18 protein-coding genes and 1 riboswitch are annotated in these 21,553 nt (G+C 33.3%); all 18 genes read right to left on the reverse strand.

The features are described from left to right. Positions 1–2: 2 nt before the first annotated feature. The 18 genes from metH to thrA all read right to left on the reverse strand — a co-directional run bounded on the left by metH (position 3) and on the right by thrA (position 21,542). Positions 3–2,687 (reverse strand): methionine synthase, encoded by a 2,685-nt coding sequence (metH, locus tag FF125_RS19115; RefSeq protein WP_138951480.1) that lies wholly within the window; start codon positions 2,685–2,687, stop codon positions 3–5. After that, entirely contained in the window at positions 2,688–2,969 is a 282-nt protein-coding gene (locus FF125_RS19120) for an antibiotic biosynthesis monooxygenase family protein (protein ID WP_138951482.1), read from the reverse strand. After that, positions 2,966–3,970, reverse strand: a complete 1,005-nt coding sequence (locus FF125_RS19125) for a homocysteine S-methyltransferase family protein (protein WP_138951484.1) — start codon at positions 3,968–3,970, stop codon at positions 2,966–2,968. The genes FF125_RS19120 and FF125_RS19125 overlap by 4 nt, the downstream gene beginning before the upstream one ends. A 137-nt stretch (positions 3,971–4,107) precedes the next feature. After that, positions 4,108–4,223: riboswitch (SAM riboswitch) on the reverse strand. A gap of 58 nt (positions 4,224–4,281) precedes the next feature. Further along, entirely contained in the window at positions 4,282–5,172 is an 891-nt protein-coding gene (gene cysM, locus FF125_RS19130; RefSeq protein ID WP_394344111.1) for a cysteine synthase CysM, read from the reverse strand. After that, entirely contained in the window at positions 5,159–5,929 is a 771-nt protein-coding gene (epsC, locus tag FF125_RS19135) for a serine O-acetyltransferase EpsC (protein WP_138951486.1), read from the reverse strand. The genes cysM and epsC overlap by 14 nt, the downstream gene beginning before the upstream one ends. A 110-nt stretch (positions 5,930–6,039) precedes the next feature. After that, positions 6,040–6,360 carry a 2Fe-2S iron-sulfur cluster-binding protein gene (locus tag FF125_RS19140; protein WP_138951488.1) on the reverse strand — a complete coding sequence of 107 codons (321 nt, stop codon included), beginning with the start codon at positions 6,358–6,360 and terminating at the stop codon, positions 6,040–6,042. Between the two features lie 2 nt (positions 6,361–6,362). Then, on the reverse strand, positions 6,363–7,412 hold the full coding sequence (locus FF125_RS19145; RefSeq protein ID WP_138951490.1) for an NAD(P)/FAD-dependent oxidoreductase: 1,050 nt from the start codon (positions 7,410–7,412) through the stop codon (positions 6,363–6,365). Positions 7,413–7,449: 37 nt separating this feature from the next. Continuing rightward, positions 7,450–8,034 (reverse strand): precorrin-2 dehydrogenase/sirohydrochlorin ferrochelatase family protein, encoded by a 585-nt coding sequence (locus FF125_RS19150; RefSeq protein WP_138951491.1) that lies wholly within the window; start codon positions 8,032–8,034, stop codon positions 7,450–7,452. Next, on the reverse strand, positions 8,028–8,801 hold the full coding sequence (gene cobA / locus FF125_RS19155; RefSeq protein WP_138951493.1) for a uroporphyrinogen-III C-methyltransferase: 774 nt from the start codon (positions 8,799–8,801) through the stop codon (positions 8,028–8,030). The genes FF125_RS19150 and cobA overlap by 7 nt, the downstream gene beginning before the upstream one ends. 10 nt (positions 8,802–8,811) lie before the next feature. Next, positions 8,812–10,914 (reverse strand): HEPN domain-containing protein, encoded by a 2,103-nt coding sequence (locus FF125_RS19160; protein WP_138951495.1) that lies wholly within the window; start codon positions 10,912–10,914, stop codon positions 8,812–8,814. Positions 10,915–11,111: 197 nt separating this feature from the next. Next, the gene (locus FF125_RS19165) at positions 11,112–12,365 is read right to left on the reverse strand and encodes a sulfate adenylyltransferase subunit 1 (protein WP_138951497.1); all 1,254 of its coding nucleotides are present in this window, start codon (positions 12,363–12,365) and stop codon (positions 11,112–11,114) included. 74 nt (positions 12,366–12,439) lie between these two features. Then, positions 12,440–13,387: a sulfate adenylyltransferase subunit CysD gene (gene cysD, locus FF125_RS19170; RefSeq protein ID WP_138951499.1), complete on the reverse strand. Its 948-nt coding sequence runs from the start codon at positions 13,385–13,387 to the stop codon at positions 12,440–12,442. 24 nt (positions 13,388–13,411) lie between these two features. Beyond that, complete coding sequence (locus FF125_RS19175) at positions 13,412–14,026, reverse strand: phosphoadenosine phosphosulfate reductase domain-containing protein (protein ID WP_175419000.1); 615 nt, start codon at positions 14,024–14,026, stop codon at positions 13,412–13,414. Beyond that, positions 14,026–14,280, reverse strand: a complete 255-nt coding sequence (locus tag FF125_RS19180) for a DUF2061 domain-containing protein (protein WP_117879680.1) — start codon at positions 14,278–14,280, stop codon at positions 14,026–14,028. Before FF125_RS19180 ends, FF125_RS19175 begins: the two co-directional genes overlap by 1 nt. Before the next feature lie 102 nt (positions 14,281–14,382). Continuing rightward, complete coding sequence (locus FF125_RS19185; RefSeq protein WP_138951500.1) at positions 14,383–16,323, reverse strand: AMP-dependent synthetase/ligase; 1,941 nt, start codon at positions 16,321–16,323, stop codon at positions 14,383–14,385. Positions 16,324–16,426: 103 nt separating this feature from the next. Then, a complete protein-coding gene (locus tag FF125_RS19190) occupies positions 16,427–16,834 on the reverse strand; it encodes an RrF2 family transcriptional regulator (RefSeq protein WP_138951502.1) in 408 nt (135 codons plus the stop codon). A gap of 24 nt (positions 16,835–16,858) precedes the next feature. After that, positions 16,859–18,034: an O-succinylhomoserine sulfhydrylase gene (locus FF125_RS19195; RefSeq protein ID WP_138951504.1), complete on the reverse strand. Its 1,176-nt coding sequence runs from the start codon at positions 18,032–18,034 to the stop codon at positions 16,859–16,861. 118 nt (positions 18,035–18,152) lie between these two features. Then, complete coding sequence (gene thrA / locus FF125_RS19200) at positions 18,153–21,542, reverse strand: bifunctional aspartate kinase/homoserine dehydrogenase I (protein ID WP_138951506.1); 3,390 nt, start codon at positions 21,540–21,542, stop codon at positions 18,153–18,155. Positions 21,543–21,553: the final 11 nt, after the last annotated feature.

Consider the following 21,553-nt stretch of genomic DNA (forward strand, 5'->3'; position numbering starts at 1 on the left):
ATTTAATCTTCTGCTAAATTAGGATTCAACCATTTTCTAGCTTCATCAAGTGGTATATTTCTACGTTTTGCATAGCTCACCAATTGATCTTCTTTTATTTTTCCTAGACCAAAATACTTAGCATCTTCATTACCAAAATAATAACCAGATACACTTGACGCTGGCCACATAGCAAGACTGTCTGTGAGTTGCATTCCAATATTTTCCTCAACATTTAAAAGCTCCCAAATGGTTCTTTTTTCAAGATGATCTGGGCATGCAGGATAGCCTGGTGCCGGACGAATACCTTTGTAACTTTCTTTTATCATCTCTTCGTTAGATAAATGCTCATTAGCATCATATCCCCAATAGTCAGTTCTAACTTTTTCGTGTACATATTCTGCAAAAGCTTCTGCTAGCCTATCCGCTAATGCCTTTACCATAATGGCATTATAATCATCTAAATTATCTTGAAACTCCTGAACAATCTCATCCGTTCCAAAACCTGTTGTAACCGCAAAACATCCCATATAATCTTGTTTCCCACTCTCTTTTGGGGCTATAAAATCAGCTAACGCGTAACTAGGAATCCCTTCACGTCTTTTAAGCTGTTGCCTTAACGTAATAAAGGTGTTTACAGCTTTCCCATTTTCATCATAAATTTCAATGTCATCGTCATTTATTGCACTTGCAGGAAACAACCCAAAAATAGCTTTACCAGCTAATAATTTTTCATCAAAAATACGTTGTAATAAAATCTGTGCTTCTTTATAAATTACCGTGGCTTGCTCACCCACAACAGCATCCGTTAATATATCAGGAAATTTTCCATGAAGTTCCCAACTTCTAAAAAAGGGACTCCAATCTATATAATCCTTCAAAAGACTTAAATCAAAATCTTCAATAATTGTAACACCTAATTTTTTCGGGGTTGTAATTGTTGTATGTTTCCAGTCTATTTTATACTTCCGCTCTCTTGCAACTTCTAAGGTGGTGTATTCTTTAGCTTTCTTACGACTTAAAAAATTATCTCTAAATTTATCGTACTCATCTCTGATTTGTTTTTTAAACGCCTCATTATTCTTGTCTAACAGGTTACCAACAACGGTTACTGCCCTTGACGCATCATTAATATGCACTACTGTATTATTATACTTTGGTGAAATCTTAACAACCGTATGAGCCTTTGAAGTTGTTGCACCTCCTATCAATAGAGGAATGGTCATCCCGCTCTTTTCCATTTCTTCTGCCAAAAACGTCATCTCGTCTAAAGATGGTGTAATTAGACCACTTAAACCGATAGCATCTACCTTATGTTTTATAGCTTCAGCAATAATTTTTTCTGGCGGCACCATAACACCTAAGTCAACAATATCATAATTGTTACACGCTAAAACAACAGCAACAATATTTTTACCAATATCATGTACATCGCCTTTTACAGTGGCCATTAAAATTTTCCCTATCCCTTCTTTTGGAGCTTTAGGATCTTTTGCGGCTTCAATAAATGGCTGTAAATAAGCTACTGCCTTTTTCATTACTCTTGCTGATTTTACCACTTGCGGTAAAAACATTTTTCCACTGCCAAAAAGATCACCGACCACATTCATTCCGGTCATTAAATTAATTTCAATAACCTCTATCGGTCTTGCAGCAGTTAGTCTCGCTTCTTCTACATCTTCTATGATAAAAGCATCAATTCCTTTAACCAATGCATGTGTAATTCTATCTTGCAACGGGTCATTTCTCCATAGATTTTTCGTAACATCATCTACCTTATCTTTTCCAACTACGGTTTCTGCAAATTCTAATAATCGTTCTGTAGCATCGTCTCGTTTATCAAATAACACATCTTCAACACGCTCTAATAAATCCTTAGGAATATCGTCATAAACCTCTAACATTGTTGGATTTACAATACCCATCGTCATTCCATGTTGAATAGCATGGTACAAAAAGGCAGCATTAATAGCTTCTCTTACGGGATTGTTTCCTCTAAACGAAAAAGAGACATTACTTACACCACCACTTACATTTGCATGTGGTAGGTTTTCACGAATCCACTTTGTAGCTTTAAAAAAATCAAGTGCATTTAATCTGTGCTCTTCTAATCCCGTGGCAACTGGAAAAATATTTGGATCGAAAATAATATCTTGAGCTGGAAATCCAACTTTGTCAACCAAAACATCATAAGAACGTTTACAAATTTCAATTCGTCGTTCGTAAGTATCCGCTTGTCCATCTTCATCAAATGCCATTACTATTACCGCCGCACCATATCGTTTTACCAATTTTGCATGATGAATAAATTGCTCTTCACCCTCTTTTAAACTAATAGAATTTACAACGCCTTTACCCTGTACTACTTTTAGTCCGGCTTCTATAATGTGCCACTTTGAGCTATCAATCATTACGGGAACTCTAGCAATATCCGGCTCTGAAGCAATAAGATGTAAAAATTTTACCATTGCCTGTTCACCATCTAACATGCCCTCATCCATGTTTACATCGATAATTTGAGCACCACCTTCTACTTGATCTCTAGCCACACTTAAGGCTTCATCAAATTTTTCTTCTTTAATTAACCTCAAAAATTTACGAGAACCTGTAACATTAGTTCGTTCACCAACATTTACAAAGTTACTTTCTGGCGTAAGAATTAAGGGTTCTAAACCAGATAAGGTTAAATATTTATTTTCGTCTTTCATTTATTTATAATGTTCTACAATTGGAAAAGGCTCATAATAATGATGTAATAATGCTTTCCAATCTTGATACTCTGGTGATTTTCTAAAGCCAACTTCGTGATCTTCTATAGTATTCCAGTTTACTAATAATATATATTTATCTTCTTGCTCAACACATTTTTTAAGCTGATGAGAAACATATCCATTTTTAGATGCTATTATTTTTTGAGCTTCGTTAAAACTAATCTCAAAATCTTTAGACAATCCTTTTTTAATATGTAAAATAGCCACTTCTAAAATCATAAGGTTTGTTCTAAAACGCTCCTTGGTTTATATTTCTTTGCAACTTCTGCAATGGCTTTAATATGTTCAGGGTTTGTACCACAGCATCCTCCAATAATATTGATCAAATTATCTTTAAGGTAACTTTCAATTAAGGCCTGCATTTCTTCAGGAGTTTCGTCATATTCACCGAATGCATTTGGTAAACCTGCATTTGGATGAGCGGAGGTAAGAAAAGAGGTTGTTCTAGATAACCTTTGCATATAAGGTTTTAACTGATCTGCTCCTAAAGCACAATTAAATCCAACACTTAGGATTGGAATATGAGAAATTGAAATTAAAAAAGCTTCAACAGTTTGACCTGACAACGTTCTCCCAGAAGCATCAGTAATTGTGCCAGATACCATAATTGGAATGTCTATGTTCTTCTCTTCTTTAACTTGTTCAATTGCAAATAAAGCCGCTTTAGCATTTAAGGTATCAAACACGGTTTCTACTAGCAACAAATCTACACCACCATCAATTAAAGCCTCTACTTGTTGTTTATAAGCAATACGCAACTCATCAAAAGTCACTGCTCTGAACGAAGGGTCATTAACGTCTGGCGACATACTTGCCGTACGGTTAGTAGGCCCAATTGATCCCGCCACAAACCTTGGTTTATTTGGTTCTTTTTCTGTATACGCATCAGCAACTTCTTTCGCCAATTTCGCAGATTCAAAATTCAGTTCATATACAATATCTTGTAAATCATAATCCGCCATAGCGATTGTGGTACCTGAAAATGTATTGGTCTCAATAATATCTGCCCCAACATCAAAATACTTGGCATGAATATCTTTAATTGCCTGTGGTTGGGTAATTGACAACAAGTCATTGTTCCCTTTTAAGGGTAAGTGAAAATCTTTAAAGCGTTCTCCTCTAAAGTCTTCTTCTGAAAATTTATATTGCTGTAACATGGTACCCATGGCACCATCTAATACTAAAATTCTTTTTTCTAATTCTTGTCGAATATTTTTCATCTGCATTTTTTTTATATCAGTTCATGGTTTATCCTTCCTTTTTAGGATAATTATAATATATGTGTTCGCAAGAATCGTGGAGTTTGAAAATCTCGTAGTTATCTAGCCTAAATTTTTAGTTTGACACTAAAAACCCTAAAACAACTATGGTTCTAGGAAGAGTAGAATGTAGCACCTTCTTTATTCTGAGAAATCAGAAAAAGGGTTGCTAAGGTTTCATAGGGTCTAATCCCTCCACCTTTCTTGATAACATATATTAAAGAACTAATACTTAGGCACAAAATAAAGCAATAAATAACTTAAAACCAATTTTATTGAAACAAATCTGAAGACAAATATCGGTCACCTATATCGCATATTATAGCAACGATCACTCCTTTTTCAATAGTCTCTGCAATTTTTAAGGCAGCACTAACTGAACCTCCGCTACTCATGCCAGCAAAGACACCTTCTTCTTTTGCCAATCTATTTGCTACATTTCTAGCGTCATTTTCGCTAACCTCTACTATGGTATCTACTTTTGATTTGTTAAAGATTTCAGGTAAGTATTCTTCTGGCCATTTTCTGATACCGGGAATTTTTGCTCCATCTGCGGGTTGAGCACCCACTATTTCTATGGCTGCATTTTGTTCTTTCAAATAGGTAGAAACCCCCATAATAGTTCCAGTTGTACCCATTGCAGAAACAAAATGTGTGATTTCTCCTTCTGTATCTTTCCAGATTTCCGGACCTGTAGTTTTGTAATGAGCTTTCCAATTATCGTCATTTGAAAACTGATTAAGCATAAAGTATCCTTTCTCTTTTTCTAGTTGAAGGGATAAATCACGAGCTCCTTCAATACCATTATCTGCTGGTGTTAAAATTAATTCTGCACCATACGCCCTCATGGTTTTAATTCGTTCTTCTGTTGAATTTTCGGGCATAACCAATACCATATTTAATCCCAAAAGCCTTGCAATAAAAGCTAAAGCAATCCCCGTATTTCCACTAGTAGCTTCCACCAACGTATCTCCTTTACTAATGTCACCACGTTTTAATGCTTCGTTAACCATATTAAAAGCCGCACGATCTTTAACACTACCTCCAGGGTTTTTCCCTTCCAATTTTAAGAATAGACGTACCTTTTTATTTGAAGTAATATTTTTTGCTTCAACCAATGGTGTATTACCAATAATATCAATTATAGATTTACTTTGAATCATTATCTCTTGTTCTTATTTTAAATTCTTTTTGATAGGTTAAAATTGAGTTTTCAGGTACAGATTCGGTAAGGCATACATTTGCACCTATAATACTATTAGCTCCTACAACAACATCACCTCCTAAAATAGTGGCATTGGCATAAATAATAACATTATCTTCAATAGTAGGATGTCTTTTCGTTCTCGCCAAACTCTTTTTTACTTGAATTCCACCCAGCGTAACACCTTGATATATTTTTACATTATTTTTTATAACTGATGATTCACCAATTACAATTCCAGTGGCGTGGTCTATAAAAAAGGAATCACCAATAGTGGCACCAGGATGGATATCTACTCCCGTTAACCCATGCCCATATTCACTCATCATTCTTGGTAAAATGGGGACTTTTAATTTATAAAGCTCATGACTTAATCTATAAATGGCAGTAGCATGAAAACCTGGATATGCTAAATACACTTCTTCTAAACTTTCTGCCGCAGGGTCATTTTCTTCTATAGTCTTGGCATCTAAGTTCAATTTGTATTGAATGGTTTCAAACTTCGATTGAAATTCTTCCCAAAGTTGCGGATTACCAATCACATTTAGTTTATCTGTAATTTTTAAAAATGTACTTTTTAAAAATTCATAATTTTCAGCCTTAAAAACGCTATCAAACAAACTATAAAAAAGTTTTTTGGTAAATACTTCTACAGTATCTTTTAGACAGATATTGTAATTTCTAAGTTGTGGCTTTTCCTGAGAATGTAATTGCATAAATTAAAAACAGATTAAAGTGTTTGACTATAAAATTATTTAATGCAAAGGTATTAAGTTTAAGCATTTACAACACCACCTCTTTAAAGGTTTTATAAAATAATCTTAACTTAAGATTCTGGTGCCAATTCAATTTCTAAACCATGTAACTCTTCTGTTATGGGTATTTGACAACCAAGTCTACTATTTTCTTTCACATAGAACGCTTCAGACAGCATTGCCTCCTCTTCGTCTTGCATTTCTAACAAACTATGATCAGATAAAATATAGCATTGACATGATGCACACATAGCCATACCACCACAGGTTCCCTCTACAGGAAGTTCGTATGATTTACAAACTTCCATTAAATTCATTGCCATATCAGTCGGTGCAAGTACCTCATGAATTACACCTTCTCTGTCTTTTATTTTTATTTTTACATCAACCACCGCTATACTATTGCTTTAACTACTGCTTTTGGTGACTCTTTTCGGCTACCATCAAAACCATTAATACCACTAACTGTAGTGTATTTCATTACATATTTTTTACCAGGATTTAAAATTTTATATGCTGATTGACACATTAAAGTTGCCTCATGAAATCCACATAAAATTAACTTTAATTTACCTGGATAGGTATTTACATCACCAATAGCAAAAACACCAGGAATATTTGTTTGGTAATCAAAAGTGTCGACTTTTATAGCATTTTTTTCAATGTCTAATCCCCAATTGCCAATTGGCCCTAACTTAGGTGATAATCCAAAAAGTGGAATAAAATGGTCTGTTTCAATACGTTCTTCTTGACCATCTTTTAACACTGATACGGCCTCTACTTTAGAATCGCCATGTAACTTGATTACTTCGGCAGGTGTTACTAAATTTATTTTTCCTAATAATTTTAATTCCTGAACGGTATCAACAGAATCTAAAGCTCCTCTAAATTCATTTCTTCGATGAACTAAAGTAACTTCACTGGCTACATCTGCTAAAAAAATTGCCCAATCTAAAGCAGAATCTCCACCACCTGAAATCACAACTTTTTTATCTCTATATACTTCCGGATCCTTTATAAAATATTCAACCCCTTTATCTTCATAAAAAGCGATATTTTCTATTAATGGTTTACGCGGTTCAAAACTTCCTAATCCACCTGCAATTGCCACAATTGGAGCCTGATGTTTTGTCCCTTTATTTGTAGTTACTATAAAAGAACCATCTTCTTGTTTATCGATAGTTTCTGCACGTTCACCTAAGGTAAATCCTGGTTCAAATTGTTTACCCTGTTCTAGTAAATTATCTGTTAATTTACCAGCTAACACTTCAGGAAATCCTGGAATGTCATAAATAGGTTTCTTTGGATAAATTTCTGAGCATTGTCCACCTGCGATTGGCAAAGCATCAATTAAATGACATCTTAACTTTAGTAATCCTGCTTCAAAGACCGTAAACAATCCTGTTGGACCCGCTCCTATTATTAATATATCTGTCTTAATCATTTTAATATTTTTTGATATTCCGATTTATAAAATCAATTTAATTTTTAATTAATAAGGTTTCTGTAAGCTTATTTAAGGCATCTACTTTTGACTTAAAAGTTCCTTTAATAGTCTTTCTAAATGAATTTAAATTACCCACCATTACGTTAATATCATCTGGAATTACTTCTTCGAAAAATTGACGTAATCTTTTAGCTACTGTTGGCGATTTTCCATTGGTTGAAATTGCAATCTTTACATTACCCTTGGTAACAATTCCACCCAGATAAAAATCACACAATTCAGGTGTATCTGCTACATTGACTAATAATTGTTTTTGTTTTGCGTCCCTATAAATTTCAGCATTTACATCTTTATTATTTGTGGCGGCAATAACAATATGTTGCTTGTGTAAAATGTTTTGCGTGTAAGGTCTTTGCATCGTTAATATATCATGCTTTTTTGCTAATGCTAATAGCTCAGGAGAAAAGTCTAATGCTATTAATCCTACTTTTGCATTTGGACTCGATTTTAATAAAAAAGAAAGTTTTTCAAGTGCAACCTCGCCTCCTCCAATAATGATTATATTGAGTTGATTTACTTTTAAAAATATTGGATACAATTCATTTTTATCTCCTAACATACCTCTTGTTTTATTTGAACTTCTTGTTGAACTTTATCTAAAATATTTCTTTGATTTACCACGTCACCAATAACTATAATAGCTGGAGATGACAGTTGTTTTTCTTTTACCACTTCACTGATCGTTTCAATAGTTCCAAAACCGCATTTTTCATTTTCAGTTGTACCATTCTGGATAATAGCTACTGGTGTTTTTTGCTTATTCTCAGCAGAGAACAAAGTGACAATTTCACCTAGTTTACCCATACCCATCAAAATAACGACGGTTGCAGATGATTTTGCTGCCAACGCAACATCGGTAGATATTTGATGAGATTTTGTAGTACCTGTAATTACCCAAAAACTCTCAGACGCTCCTCTTTTGGTCAAAGGAATACCTTGATAAGCAGGTACCGCCATTGCTGAGGAAATTCCGGGTACCACAGCAGTTTCTAAACCAAATTGTTGAGCATATTCTATTTCTTCAGAACCTCTACCAAATATGTAAGGATCACCACCTTTTAATCGGACTACATGTCCGTCAGATTTCGCTCTATTCACGATAATTTCATTGATTTGCTCTTGCTGATAACGATAACATCCTTTTCGTTTGCCTACAAATATTTTTTCAACACCAGCAGATGCATATTCCAAAAGTGCTACATTAATAAGTGCATCATACATAATAACATCAGCAGCTTGTATTGCTTTAATTGCCTTTAACGTAATTAGTTCTGGATCTCCAGGACCAGCACCTACAACAGTTAATTTTGGTGTTTTTAAACTCATATCTATTTTTTTATACAGCTTTCGCTTCTAATTGTTTTTGAGCTTCTCTATACGCTCTAACTTTATTTAAAAACTGATTTGAATTTTCAATATACTTGGTAGCAAAATCTTTAGTGGGAGGAAATTTATTGATTTGGTATATCAAATCAGAAAAAGACGTTCCTAAAACTATTCTATCACTTTCAACAAAAAACTCATCAAACTGAGCAATAATGCCAGCATGTGTATTTGTTTTTTTATTTTCAGCTAACAACATTGCTTTCGCTGAATTCACTAATGAACTATAAGCATGATAAATAGCACTTGAATATACTTGATTATCAAATGCTTCTTCTGCATTTTCTATTTTCTCTTCACTTTCTAAAAACAGGGTAGCAATTAAATCAATAACAACACCTGCACATTCACCAATACCAATCTCTTTAAGGTATTTTTCTTCCTCACCCCAATCAATAAAATCAGATTGAACTAAATTATCTACGTCTTGTAAGTCATTTAAGAAATCGTAAAAATACTTTTCACCTTTCTCTTTATAATAGTCAACAAATTGTTTTCCGTTAGCATTTGCTTCAAAATCATTTAATATTCTTCTAAGTGCTTCTGGTCCTCTTTTACTTGGAACTTTAACTACTTTATCTGCAAAGGCTCCATTACCGTTTCCTAAATTACCTCCACCTAACAATACTTGTAATGCTGGAGCAATTAATTTATCTGGAGTTCTTACGGTCATACCTTGAAAACCAATATTCGCCATATTATGCTGACCACAAGCATTCATACATCCACTTATTTTGATGACTAAATCTTCATTCTTTAAATACTGTGGGTATTCAGCTTTAAGCATACGCTCTAACTCTACCGCTATACCTGTACTACTTGCAATACCCAAATTACAGGTATCTGTACCAGGGCACGCTGTAATATCTATGGCCTTATTATAACCCGCTTCAACAAATCCTAATTTCTCTAATTCTTGATAGAAAAAGGGAACTAAATCTTCCTTCACAAAAGGAATAACTATATTTTGACGTAATGTTAAACGTATTTCACCAGCGGCATATGTGTCTACCAAATCTGCTAATAACCGTGCTTTATCTGTATAAAAATCACCTAATAACACTTTGATACCTATGGCTACATAACCTTCTTGCTTTTGACGAATAAGGTTAGTAGATTTCCATAAATTGAATGCGTCTTGATCCTTAATTTCTACTTCAGGTGCTTCTACCGAAACTGGTTTTGAAGCCACATAACGATCTGCATCAATAGCAATACTTTTAAACTCAATTGCCTTTTGCTCTTGAGCAATAAGCTCTTTAAAAGCATCTAAACCGATATCTTTTAATAAGAATTTCATCCTCGCTTTGGCTCTACTCTTACGCTCACCGTAACGATCAAAAACTCTTAAAACACCTTCCATGATTGGAATAATTTTATCAGAAGCAACAAAATCATATAATACATCAGCATGACGTGGTTGAGAACCTAAACCTCCAGCCACAACAACTTTAAAACCGCGAACACCATTTTTAATTTTAGCAATGTAACCTATATCATGAAGGTAAGATAACCCCGTATCTTCATCTGTAGATGAGAAAGACACTTTAAATTTACGCCCCATTTCTTGACAAATTGGGTTACGTAAAAAGAATTTATAAATGGCATCAGCATATGGCGACACATCAAAAGGTTCGTTAATATCTATTCCAGCTGTTTCAGATGCTGTTACATTTCTAACAACATTACCACAAGCTTCTCGAACTGTAACTTCATCTTTTTCTAATTCAGCCCATAACTCTGGAGTTCTATCTAAATCAACATAATGAATTTGAATATCTTGACGTGTCGTAATATGTAAACGTCCACGAGAATATTCATCAGATACTGCCGAAATTCTGCGTAACTGATTGCTCTTTAATTTACCGAAAGGTATTTTAATACGAATCATTTGAACACCTGCTTGTCGCTGACCGTAAACACCACGTGCTAAGCGAAGACTTCTAAATTTTTCTTCATCAATTTTACCATTATGAAATAGCTCAATTTTATTCGCTAATTCTATGATATCTTTTTCAACAACTGGATTTTCTAATTCTGTTCTAAAACTTTGCATAATTGCTTTCCTAACTTACCTTCCCGGAGGAAAAGAACTCTCGTATGGATTTTTGAGAGTATTTAATTTATAATTTCCCTTTCTTATTAACACCTATATCCTATAGGAATAGTAGTTTATTAAACGTGTTTTTTAATAAACTTATTTAACTACCTTAAAATTCAATTGAATTTGAATTAAATTACTATTAATTCAATTTAATTCTGACTGATGAAACCAGCCCCTACTGTATTATTGGTTTGTGTGTCAATTAATATAAATGAACCATTCGTTCTATGATTTTTAAAGGCATCGTAAAAAATAGGCTTGTTTAATTTAAAAGAAACAGATGCTATATCATTAACGCCTAACCCTAAAACATCTTCATTAATACCTGAATAATCTGGATTTATTTTATGATGGATAGTGTCAACTTTTGCCAATACTTTATTCACTCCATGCTGAACAATATACTTAGCACCTGCAGTCAACTCTTTCGTATCCATCCAACATACTTGAGCCGTAAATTGCTTATCAATAGTAGGTATTTCACCAGCTTTAACAATCATATCTCCTCTACTCACATTAATATCGTCTTCCAATGTTATGGTTACTGAAGACCTTCTTGAGGCTGTTTGATACTTTTTATCATAGAAATAAATGTCTTTTATTTTTGATTTTGTTTGTGATGGTAATACCACAACATCATCACCTACACTTAACTCACCACCATATACTTTACCTGCATATCCTCTAAAATCATGAAACTCATCAGTCTTAGGACGAATTACAAATTGTACTGGAAACCTAGGTGTACCCACATTAAAAATGTCTTGTTTACCCAATGCCTCTAATCGATCTAAAATAGAAGGTCCCGTATACCAAGGCATATTTTCTGACTTACGTACAACATTATCACCTTTAAGTGCACTAACGGGTACAAAAGTTATCTTTTGATTTTGATAATCTCTTTTACTCATTAATGCTTCAAAATCAGCTTTTATGGCATTGTATTTTTCTTCAGAATAATCAACGAGATCCATTTTATTAATAGCTACAACAACCTCTTTAATTCTTAAAAGGTTATTGATAAAAAAATGACGATTGGTTTGTTCTATCACACCTTTTCTAGCATCAATTAAAATTATTGCCGCTTGTGATGTTGACGCACCTGTAACCATATTTCTAGTATACTCAACATGACCTGGAGTATCTGCTATAATATAACTTTTAGTAGCCGTTGAAAAATAGATATGAGCCACATCAATGGTAATACCTTGTTCTCTTTCTGCAACTAAACCATCAGTGGCTAAAGAAAAATCAAGATAATCATATCCTTTTTGTTTACTTGTTTTTTCAATGGCTTCTAACTTATCATCTGTTAAAGATTTTGTATCATAAAGTATTCTTCCTATTAAGGTACTTTTACCATCATCTACACTACCTGCCGTTGCTATTTTTAAAACTTCCATAATCTAATTTGTATTCTATTTTTCAGTCTTATTATTGATGAACTGATTACTATAACTGGCTTTTGCCTTACCTACTAAAAGTACCCTTGTTGTTTCCGTTTTTCCATAGCTGCTTCGCTACGTTTATCATCTATTCTTGCTCCTCTTTCTGAAATTGTAGATGCTCTAATTTCTCTAACAACAGATGTAATATCTGCTGCATCAGAAAGTACTGCTGCGGTACAACTCATATCACCAACTGTTCTAAAACGCACTACACGATCAACAACTTCCTCATTATCATCTCTAAATACGACTTCATCATCTGCTGTCCAAATCATACCATCTCTTACAAAAGTTGCTCTTGTATGAGCAAAATAAATAGATGGAATTTCAATGTCTTCTTTTTCTATATAAGACCAAACATCTAATTCAGTCCAATTTGAAATTGGAAAAACTCTTACGTTTTGACCTAATTCAATTTCACCATTTAACATGTCAAATAATTCTGGTCTTTGTTTTTTTTCATCCCATTGTCCAAAATCATCTCGTACAGAAAATATTCTTTCTTTAGCTCTTGCTTTTTCCTCATCTCTTCTAGCTCCACCAATACATGCATCAAATTTAAATTCTTCAATAGCATCTAACAACGTTGTTGTTTGTAATTGATTTCTACTTGAATATCTTCCAGATTCTTCTTTTACCTTACCTTGATCAATAGAGTCTTGTACATTTCTAATAATCAATTCCAGGCCTAATTCCTTAACCAACCTATCTCTAAACTCGATAGTTTCCGGAAAGTTATGCCCGGTATCAATATGCATTAAAGGGAAAGGTATTTTAGCAGGATAAAAAGCCTTTTGAGCCAACCTTACTAACGTAATTGAATCTTTACCTCCTGAGAATAATAACACAGGTTTTTCAAATTGTGCTGCTACTTCTCTAAAAATATAAATTGCTTCATTTTCTAAAGAATTTATTGATGCTGTATTATTAATCACTGCTGTACCTTTTATATGTTCTATTTTTTCTATCGTCTCCATTTCTCTTTAGTTTGTTGCTGTTTATTAAGAATGCAATCCACATTCTCTATTCTCTAGCACTTTTGTTGGATCAAAATATTTAAATTCATTTGGCAAACTATTTGCTTCCAAATAAGCATCCAGTTCTTCATCACTATAATGATAAAACGGACTCACTTTCAATAAGCCATTCGCATCTTGCGATAAAATATCAATACTATCTCTAAACGCAGTTTGCCCTTTTCTTAAATTTGTAAACCACACGTCAGGCGTATGTTCAGCCATCGCTCTTTTAAAAGGCTCTAATTTTACTTGTTCTGTAAATATTTTATGCTTCGCATCGTCTACATTCGGAATACCTAAAACAACATCTCTATGAGCTGAAGTTTGTTTAGGCACATACAACGCTATATTTAATTCCAATTTATCAATCAGCTCTTCCGCATGTTTATAAGTATTAGGTGTATTGTAGCCTGTATCACACCAAATAACCTTAATATCATTTTTAACCTGAGATACTGCATGTAAAATTGCAACTTCATAAGGTCTAAAGTTTGTGGTAAGCACAGGTGCTTTTGCTATAGCTATTGCCCATTCAATTATTTGCACAGGTGTTTTCGCACTTAATTCTTTATTAAGTTCTTCTAAATTCAATTCCATTATTTCCCCCATTTTATATTGTTCCATGCTCTTTCATGAAAAAAGTACAAGATCATTTTTGATACTAATTCTATACCTCCAATAGATAATGCCAACGTCATAGTACCTGTGATAAACCATGAAATTAAAACCGTATCTAAAGTTCCTATGATTCTCCAGCTTATTGTTTTTACTGCACTTCTGCGAATATTCTCACCTGATGAATCAGATACTTGTTTCTCTGTTTTTCGGTTAAAGACCTGTTCTAAAATCATTTGCTATCTTATTTCCTATAGATTTACTAGACTAAAGGGCAAATCTAAACTATTTCTTTAAAGTACAAAAGAAATAATAAGGTTTTTTGAAGTTTTTTAATCTCAATTAATAGGAAACATTTGGCTAATCACTTCCTTATTCTTCTCGGCAGCTGTATTTTGAGAATCTTTTCCATACATTATATCCAAACGGTCTTGGTATTTTATGGTGATTTTATGTCGAACCATTTTTAAGGTAGAATTGATTAGAAAGTTTGCTTCTGAAAATTCTTCCTTTATGATTTGAAAATTAGAGGGAATCCATTTGGATGGGAATTTTCCTTTAAACTCAGGTTGTTTACTAAATGCTAATAATTCCTTTTTCAATTTCTGAAGTAGCTGATCGGCATCAACCTTTTTGTGAGCTTTAATAAACGACTGAACATGCATGTTATTTAATGTAATTAATGCCGTGGTATATTTTTTATGATCATTATAAATCATAATTTGTTCAATTAAAGGAGAAACATTAATAATAGCCTCTTCAATTTCTTCCGGAGAATATTTTTCACCATCTTCTGAGATCAGCAATGCTTTTTCTCTACCTACCACAACTAAAAAGTTGTCTTTATCTATAAAGCCTAAATCGCCAGTAAAGAGCCAGCCCTCTTTTATAGTTTCTTTGGTAGCCTCTTCATTTTTATAATATCCCTTCATCACATTATCACCTTTAATACAGATTTCCCCTCGTTGTCCTTTGGGGAGTTCGACACCATTTTCGTCACAAATTTTACATAACATATTGTTTAAAATAATACCCGATGTTCCCATTTTATGGGCAAAAGGCGTATTAGTTGAAATGATTGGTGATGCCTCTGTTAGTCCATATCCTTGATACACAGGTATGCCAATCGCTTTATAGAATTGCTGTTGTTTAATGTCCAATAAAGCACCACCACCCACAAAAAATTCAATTTCGGACCCAAAAATTAACCGTAGTTTCTTAAATATTAATTTTTCTGCAATCATATAATTAAAGTATGTTGCCACCTGAGTCATTGTACCTGGTTTGGTAAAACCATCACCATTTCTGAGAATTCCAGCTTTTAAACCACGTCTAAAAATTCCTTCAATAAACGGTCCTTTTGATTTGATACCATCCTTTATCTTATTTATAAAATTTCCAGTTAAGGCCGGTACTGTCAATAAAAAATTAGGTTTGGCTTCCACTAAATTAATAGGTATGTTTTTCAATGCATTCATACCACCTCCACGAGCATCAACAAAATGAATAGAAATACCACAGACCAATGCTGTATACAAACCAATAGTATGAGCGAATGAATGATCTGTCGGTAAAATAATCAATGTAGATATTAACTCTCCAATTTTAAAAGTATTTACGGCTTCATTACTATTAGAAAAATAATTTAAATGAGTCAGCATTATCCCTTTTGGGTTACCTGTTGTACCCGAAGTATAGGAGATTGTAACAACATCATTTTCTTGAGTATTGTTTTCATTTTCTTCGATTTTCTTTAAATTTACCTCTAATTTCGAAACACCTAGTTCATACAAATCATCGATAAAAAGAAGTTGTTTTTCATCAAAATTAGCGGCTTTACAAATTTCGCTAATTTTAGCAGAAGGCTTATCCAATACTATAATCTTCAAATCTAAATTTTCATATAAATTCCAAGATCCAATAACCTTTTCTAAGGTATTTTCTGAGATTACAAAAAACTTAGCTCCAGAATGGTTAACGCGAAATGGCACCTCTTCTGGCAATAATTTTATAGACAGTGGTACAATAACACTACTTGCATATAGGGTTGCAAATTCTGAAATTACCCAATCTATTTTCGCTTCAGATAAAATAGCGACTTTATCTTTAGCATTTACGCCCAATTCAATAAATGCAGATGCTAACTTTAATGCTCTTTCTTTTGCCTCACTAAAGGTGATCCTATCCCAACCTGAATCGTTTTTTTGACTTAAATAACTATTATCTTTATAGGTAACTGATGCCTCGTTGAGCATCTTAAACACAGTTCGTTTTTGCATTTTATTAAATTCTAGAAATCAAAAATAAGCTATTTTTTTCGCCTTTTAAAAATACGAAAAATAATAGTGAATGGATTTTGATTGAAAAGGAAAAAAAGAAGTATTAAATAAGATCGGCGAGTGTTTTGTGATCAAATATTTTTAGTGTACTATCTCTTACCTCGAGCATGAGATGACGGACTTCACATGTTTCCTCATCAACACAGTCTGCACATTTTTCATAAAAATTAAGACTAACACAAGGCGTCAAAGCAATGGGACCTTCTAAAACACGGATAACGTCAGACATTTTTATATCTTCAGGATTTTTTAATAAGTAGTAACCACCACCTTTACCTTTTTTTGACCCTAAGAATCCACTTTTACGCAAAGTCAATAAAATACTTTCTAAAAATTTTCGAGAGATATTCTCCTTTTCAGAAATGGTGGCAATCTGAACTGGTGTTCTATCCTTTTCTCTTGCCAAATAGGAAAGAGCCTTAAGTCCGTATTTTGTTTTTTTCGAAAGCATTGTACTGCGAAAGTACTAAATTTTTTAACTACTTTTTAGTGCTTGATCTAAATCTTGAATTATATCATTTACATTCTCTAATCCTACAGAAACTCTTACTAAACCGTCAGTAATTCCGGTTTCTAATCTATCTTCTTTACTTAATTTACCATGTGTAGTTGAGGCAGGATGCGTAACAATGGTTCTCGTATCACCTAAATTAGCAGAAAGCGAACAGATTGCTAAAGCATTTAAAAACTTTTTACCAGCTTCTACTCCTCCTTTAACTTCAAAAGCTACAATATTACCACCGGCCTTCATTTGTTTTTTAGCAAGAACATATTGCGGGTGCGACTTTAAAAAAGGATACTTTACTATATTAACTTGCCCATGGCTTTCTAAAAATTCTGCAATTTTTAAAGCATTTTCACAATGCTTATCCACTCGAACCGCCAACGTTTCTAAACTTTTTGATAACACCCAAGCGTTAAAGGGAGACAATGCTGGCCCTGTGTTTCTTGCAAATAAATAAATTTCTCTTATTAAATCAGCTCTACCCACGGTAACTCCCCCCATTACTCTACCCTGTCCGTCAATTAATTTAGTGGCAGAATGTATTACCAAATCAGCTCCAAACTTTATAGGATTCTGTAAATAAGGTGTGGCAAAACAATTATCAATTACAAGTAATATATTATGCTCTTTAGCAATACTCCCCAACAGCTCTAAATCTAAAATATCAACAGCTGGATTGGTAGGACTCTCGGCATATAAAATTTTTGTATTCTTCGTAATTAAACTTTCAATTTTATCTAACTCATCAATTTTAAAATAACTCGTAGTAATATTCCATTTTGGTAAAAACTTTGTAAATAAACCATGAGTAGAACCAAAAACAGAACGTGCCGAAACAATATGATCTCCTGCATTTAACAACGCAGCAAACGTTGAAAAAACGGCAGACATACCTGTTGCAAAAGCAACACCTTGCTCCGCTCCTTCCATTTTACAAATTTTATCTACAAATTCTGAATTATTTGGATTTGTAAAACGACTGTAAATATTACGTTCTTTTTCTTCAGCAAAAGAAGCCCGCATATCTTCAGCATCTTCAAATACAAAACTAGACGTTAAATATATTGGATTAGAATGTTCTAAAAATTGTGAACGCTCAGTTTGAGTTCTAATGGCTTCTGTTTCGAAGTTTTTTTGTTTAGACATGCATAATGTTTTAGATTTGAAATGAACAGAGACAGTTATATTAGTTACTTGAACACCCCTAAAGTCCCCTCAAGGGGACAATTATTAAATTTAAACTTTTTTTAGTAACAAAGATATTTTACCCCAACTTCTCCGTCAACCTTAAAATATCACCAAAAACACCCCTTGCAGTAACTGCTGCTCCGGCACCTGCACCTTGAATAACAATAGGTTGGTCTCCATAAGATTCCGTATAAATTTCAAAAATAGAATCGCTACCTTTTACTTGACCTAATGGACTATCTTCTGGTACAGAATCTAGTTGCACATTTAGTTTAGCACCATCATCTTTCGATAAATCACCAGACAAATCACCTACATACCTAAGTACATGGTTGGGTTTTTGATCTTGTTTTACAGTAGTATAAACGTCATCTAATTCGGCAATTCTAGTTAAAAATTCATCAGAAGAAACTGCTCTTAAATTCTCTGGAATCAAATTTTGAATTTGCACATCTTCCAATTCATTTTTTAAATCTAATTCACGTGCTAAAATCAATAATTTTCTAGCCACATCATTACCACATAAATCTTCCCTAGCATCTGGCTCTGTATACCCGTTATCAATGGCCTCTTTTAAAATAACGCTAAATGGCCTATCCTCTACTGAAAAATGATTGAACAAATAGCTTAAAGATCCTGAAAAGACACCTCTAATTCTAGTTATATTTTCACCTGAAAGGTGTAACAATTGAATGGTATCAATTAGAGGTAAACCTGCACCAACATTGGTTTCGTATAAATAATTTTTTTGATTTTTTGACAATACCTCTCTGAGTTCCTCATAAAAATCTAATCCAATTGTATTTCCAATTTTATTTGACGACACTAAGTCAAATCCATTTTCCGCCAACTTGATATAGTTAGCCACAAAATCTTTACTTGCTGTATTGTCAACTGCGATTAAATTTTCCAAATGATTTTGATTCGCAAAAGTGATGATATCATCTACAGTATATGATATACCATCATTTACAATATCTGATTGCCAAGTTTCTTTTACGCCATTTCTATCAAGTAAGACTTTCTTAGAATTACCAACACCAAAAATATTAAGTTTTATACCTTTTCGTTTTTCTATACCGTCTTTAGAATTTATAATTTGATTGATTAAAGTTCCACCAACCAAGCCATGTCCAAAAATGGCTATATTTATCTTTTTAGAAATGCCAAATATCTCACTGTGTATCACATTAAGAGCTTTGTGTAATTGCTCTTTTTTAACCACAATACTCACATTTTTTCCAGAAATAGTATTGTTAAATAATAAAGGTACTACTTGATTTTTAACAAGAGAGTTAAAAGGTTTATGAAAAGAACTCAAATCAATTCCTATCAAAGAAATAACGGAAACCTGATCTATAACACTTATTTTATTTACATCTTGAGAATAGAAGTCACTTTCAAATTCACGCTCTAAAGCAACAACAGCTTGAGTAGCTTTTTCTGCATCTACTACTAAACCAATACCCCGCTCTGAAGAACCTTGAGAGATAATACTTACACTAATATCATGATTACCTAACGCTCTAAATATTCTTGCATCTACACCTACTTTACCTAATAAACCACGACCTTCAAAATTAATTAATGCCGTATTTTCTAATACAGAAAGTGATTTAATACCTTTAGAACTTGCCCTAGCTGTAATTAAAGTACCTTCATCTTCAGGGTTAAAAGTATTAAGTATTCTTAAATTTATATTTTTTTCAATTAACGGAATAATCGTTTTAGCATGTAAGATTGTTGCTCCAAAATTTGCTAACTCATTGGCTTCACTATAAGAAAGTTCCTTTATTTTTCTTGCATCAGCAACCATATCAGGATTTGCAGTGTAAATTCCATCCACATGCGTATAGTTCTGTAACTCTTCAGCATCTAAATAATTGGCTAATAAAGCAGCCGTATAATTACTACCATTTCTACCCAACGTAGTGGTTTCATTTTTTTGATTAGAAGCAATAAACCCAGTAACGATATTTACCGTTGTACCATTAAATTTTTTGAAGTGTTCTATTACATTCTCTTTAGAGATTTTACCAACTGGTTGTGCATTCCCGAAGTTCTCGTCTGTTTTTATTAAGGTTCTAGCATCAGTAATATTTGTATTAACACCCTGATCCTTTAACACATTTGCAAGTAACTTTACAGAGAGTAATTCACCTTGAGCTAACACTTGATCTTTTATTTTTTGACTATAATCTCCTAATAATTGAACCCCATTAAAAAGTTTATCGAGTATGGCAAACTCATCAGTAAAATCAATGTTTTCATAAATATCTCGTTGGTATTTCTTAAAAGTATCTAACGCTTCATGATAATCTTCATTTTTAACTGCTTTTTCAAGAATTGACTCCAATTCATTTGTCGCATTACCACGAGCAGAAACCACCACAGCAATTTTATCACCTTGATCTACCTTTCCCTTAATAATGGAAACTACTTTATTGATGCCCTCTCCATTAGCAAGTGATTTACCTCCAAATTTTAATATCTTCATTCTTTTTGTTTCAGATGAAGGCCTAAATACACCTTCAATAATCTTTTCTAATTGGTCAAATTCTATTAAAAAAGCATCGTGCCCGTGTACCGAATTAATTTCATTATAGGTAACATTGGGATGCGTTAATGCCAATTTTAGTTGTGTTTCTCTATTTTCTTCTGCTGTAAAGAACATGTCAGAATCTACTCCTACTAAATGAATATTAGCAGAAATAGTATCTAAAATTTTATCAGAATTATCTTTAGAGGCATCAATGCTTTTAAGCAATTGATTCATTAATTTATATGCTGATAACTGAAAGCGTTCTTGTAACTTTTTACCGTGATGTAACAACCAACTCTCTACATTAAAAACATCTAATTCTTCATTTTTTGAACGATGAAACCGCTCCTTAAAAGATTCTGGAGTTCTATAACATAACATGGCATGCATTCTGGCATCATGCACAGGACTGCTAGAATTTAATAAAAATTGTTCTTGAATTTGGCAATTGGCTATCAACCAATCAGTCGATTTCCAATCTGAAGCTACCGGAATTAAATTTTCAGTAATTTCAGGAGATAACACTGCCATTTCCCATGCAATTCCACCACCCAAAGAACCTCCAACAATAGCAAACAGTTTGTTCACTTGCAACTGTTTTAATCCCAATAAAAATAAACGTGCTATATCTCTTGCTACAAAATCTTTGTAATTTTCAATTACAAAACCATCATAGCCATTTCCTGGAATATTAAAAGCCAGCACGGTAAACTTTTTTGTATCAATAACCTTATCATCTCCTACTAAATCTGTCCACCAGCCACCTTCACCAGCAACATTACTATTTCCTGTTAAAGCGTGGTTAATCAAAACAATTGGTGCCGAATGAAGTTCTTTACCAAAAATTTGATAACTCAAGGGGATTTCTTCGTAAGAAACCCCTGACTGAGTTACATAATTATGTATGCTGATTTTTGAAAGCATGTTTTATTACG

Source organism: Aureibaculum algae (genome assembly GCF_006065315.1).
In the GTDB taxonomy this organism is placed as follows: domain Bacteria; phylum Bacteroidota; class Bacteroidia; order Flavobacteriales; family Flavobacteriaceae; genus Aureibaculum; species Aureibaculum algae.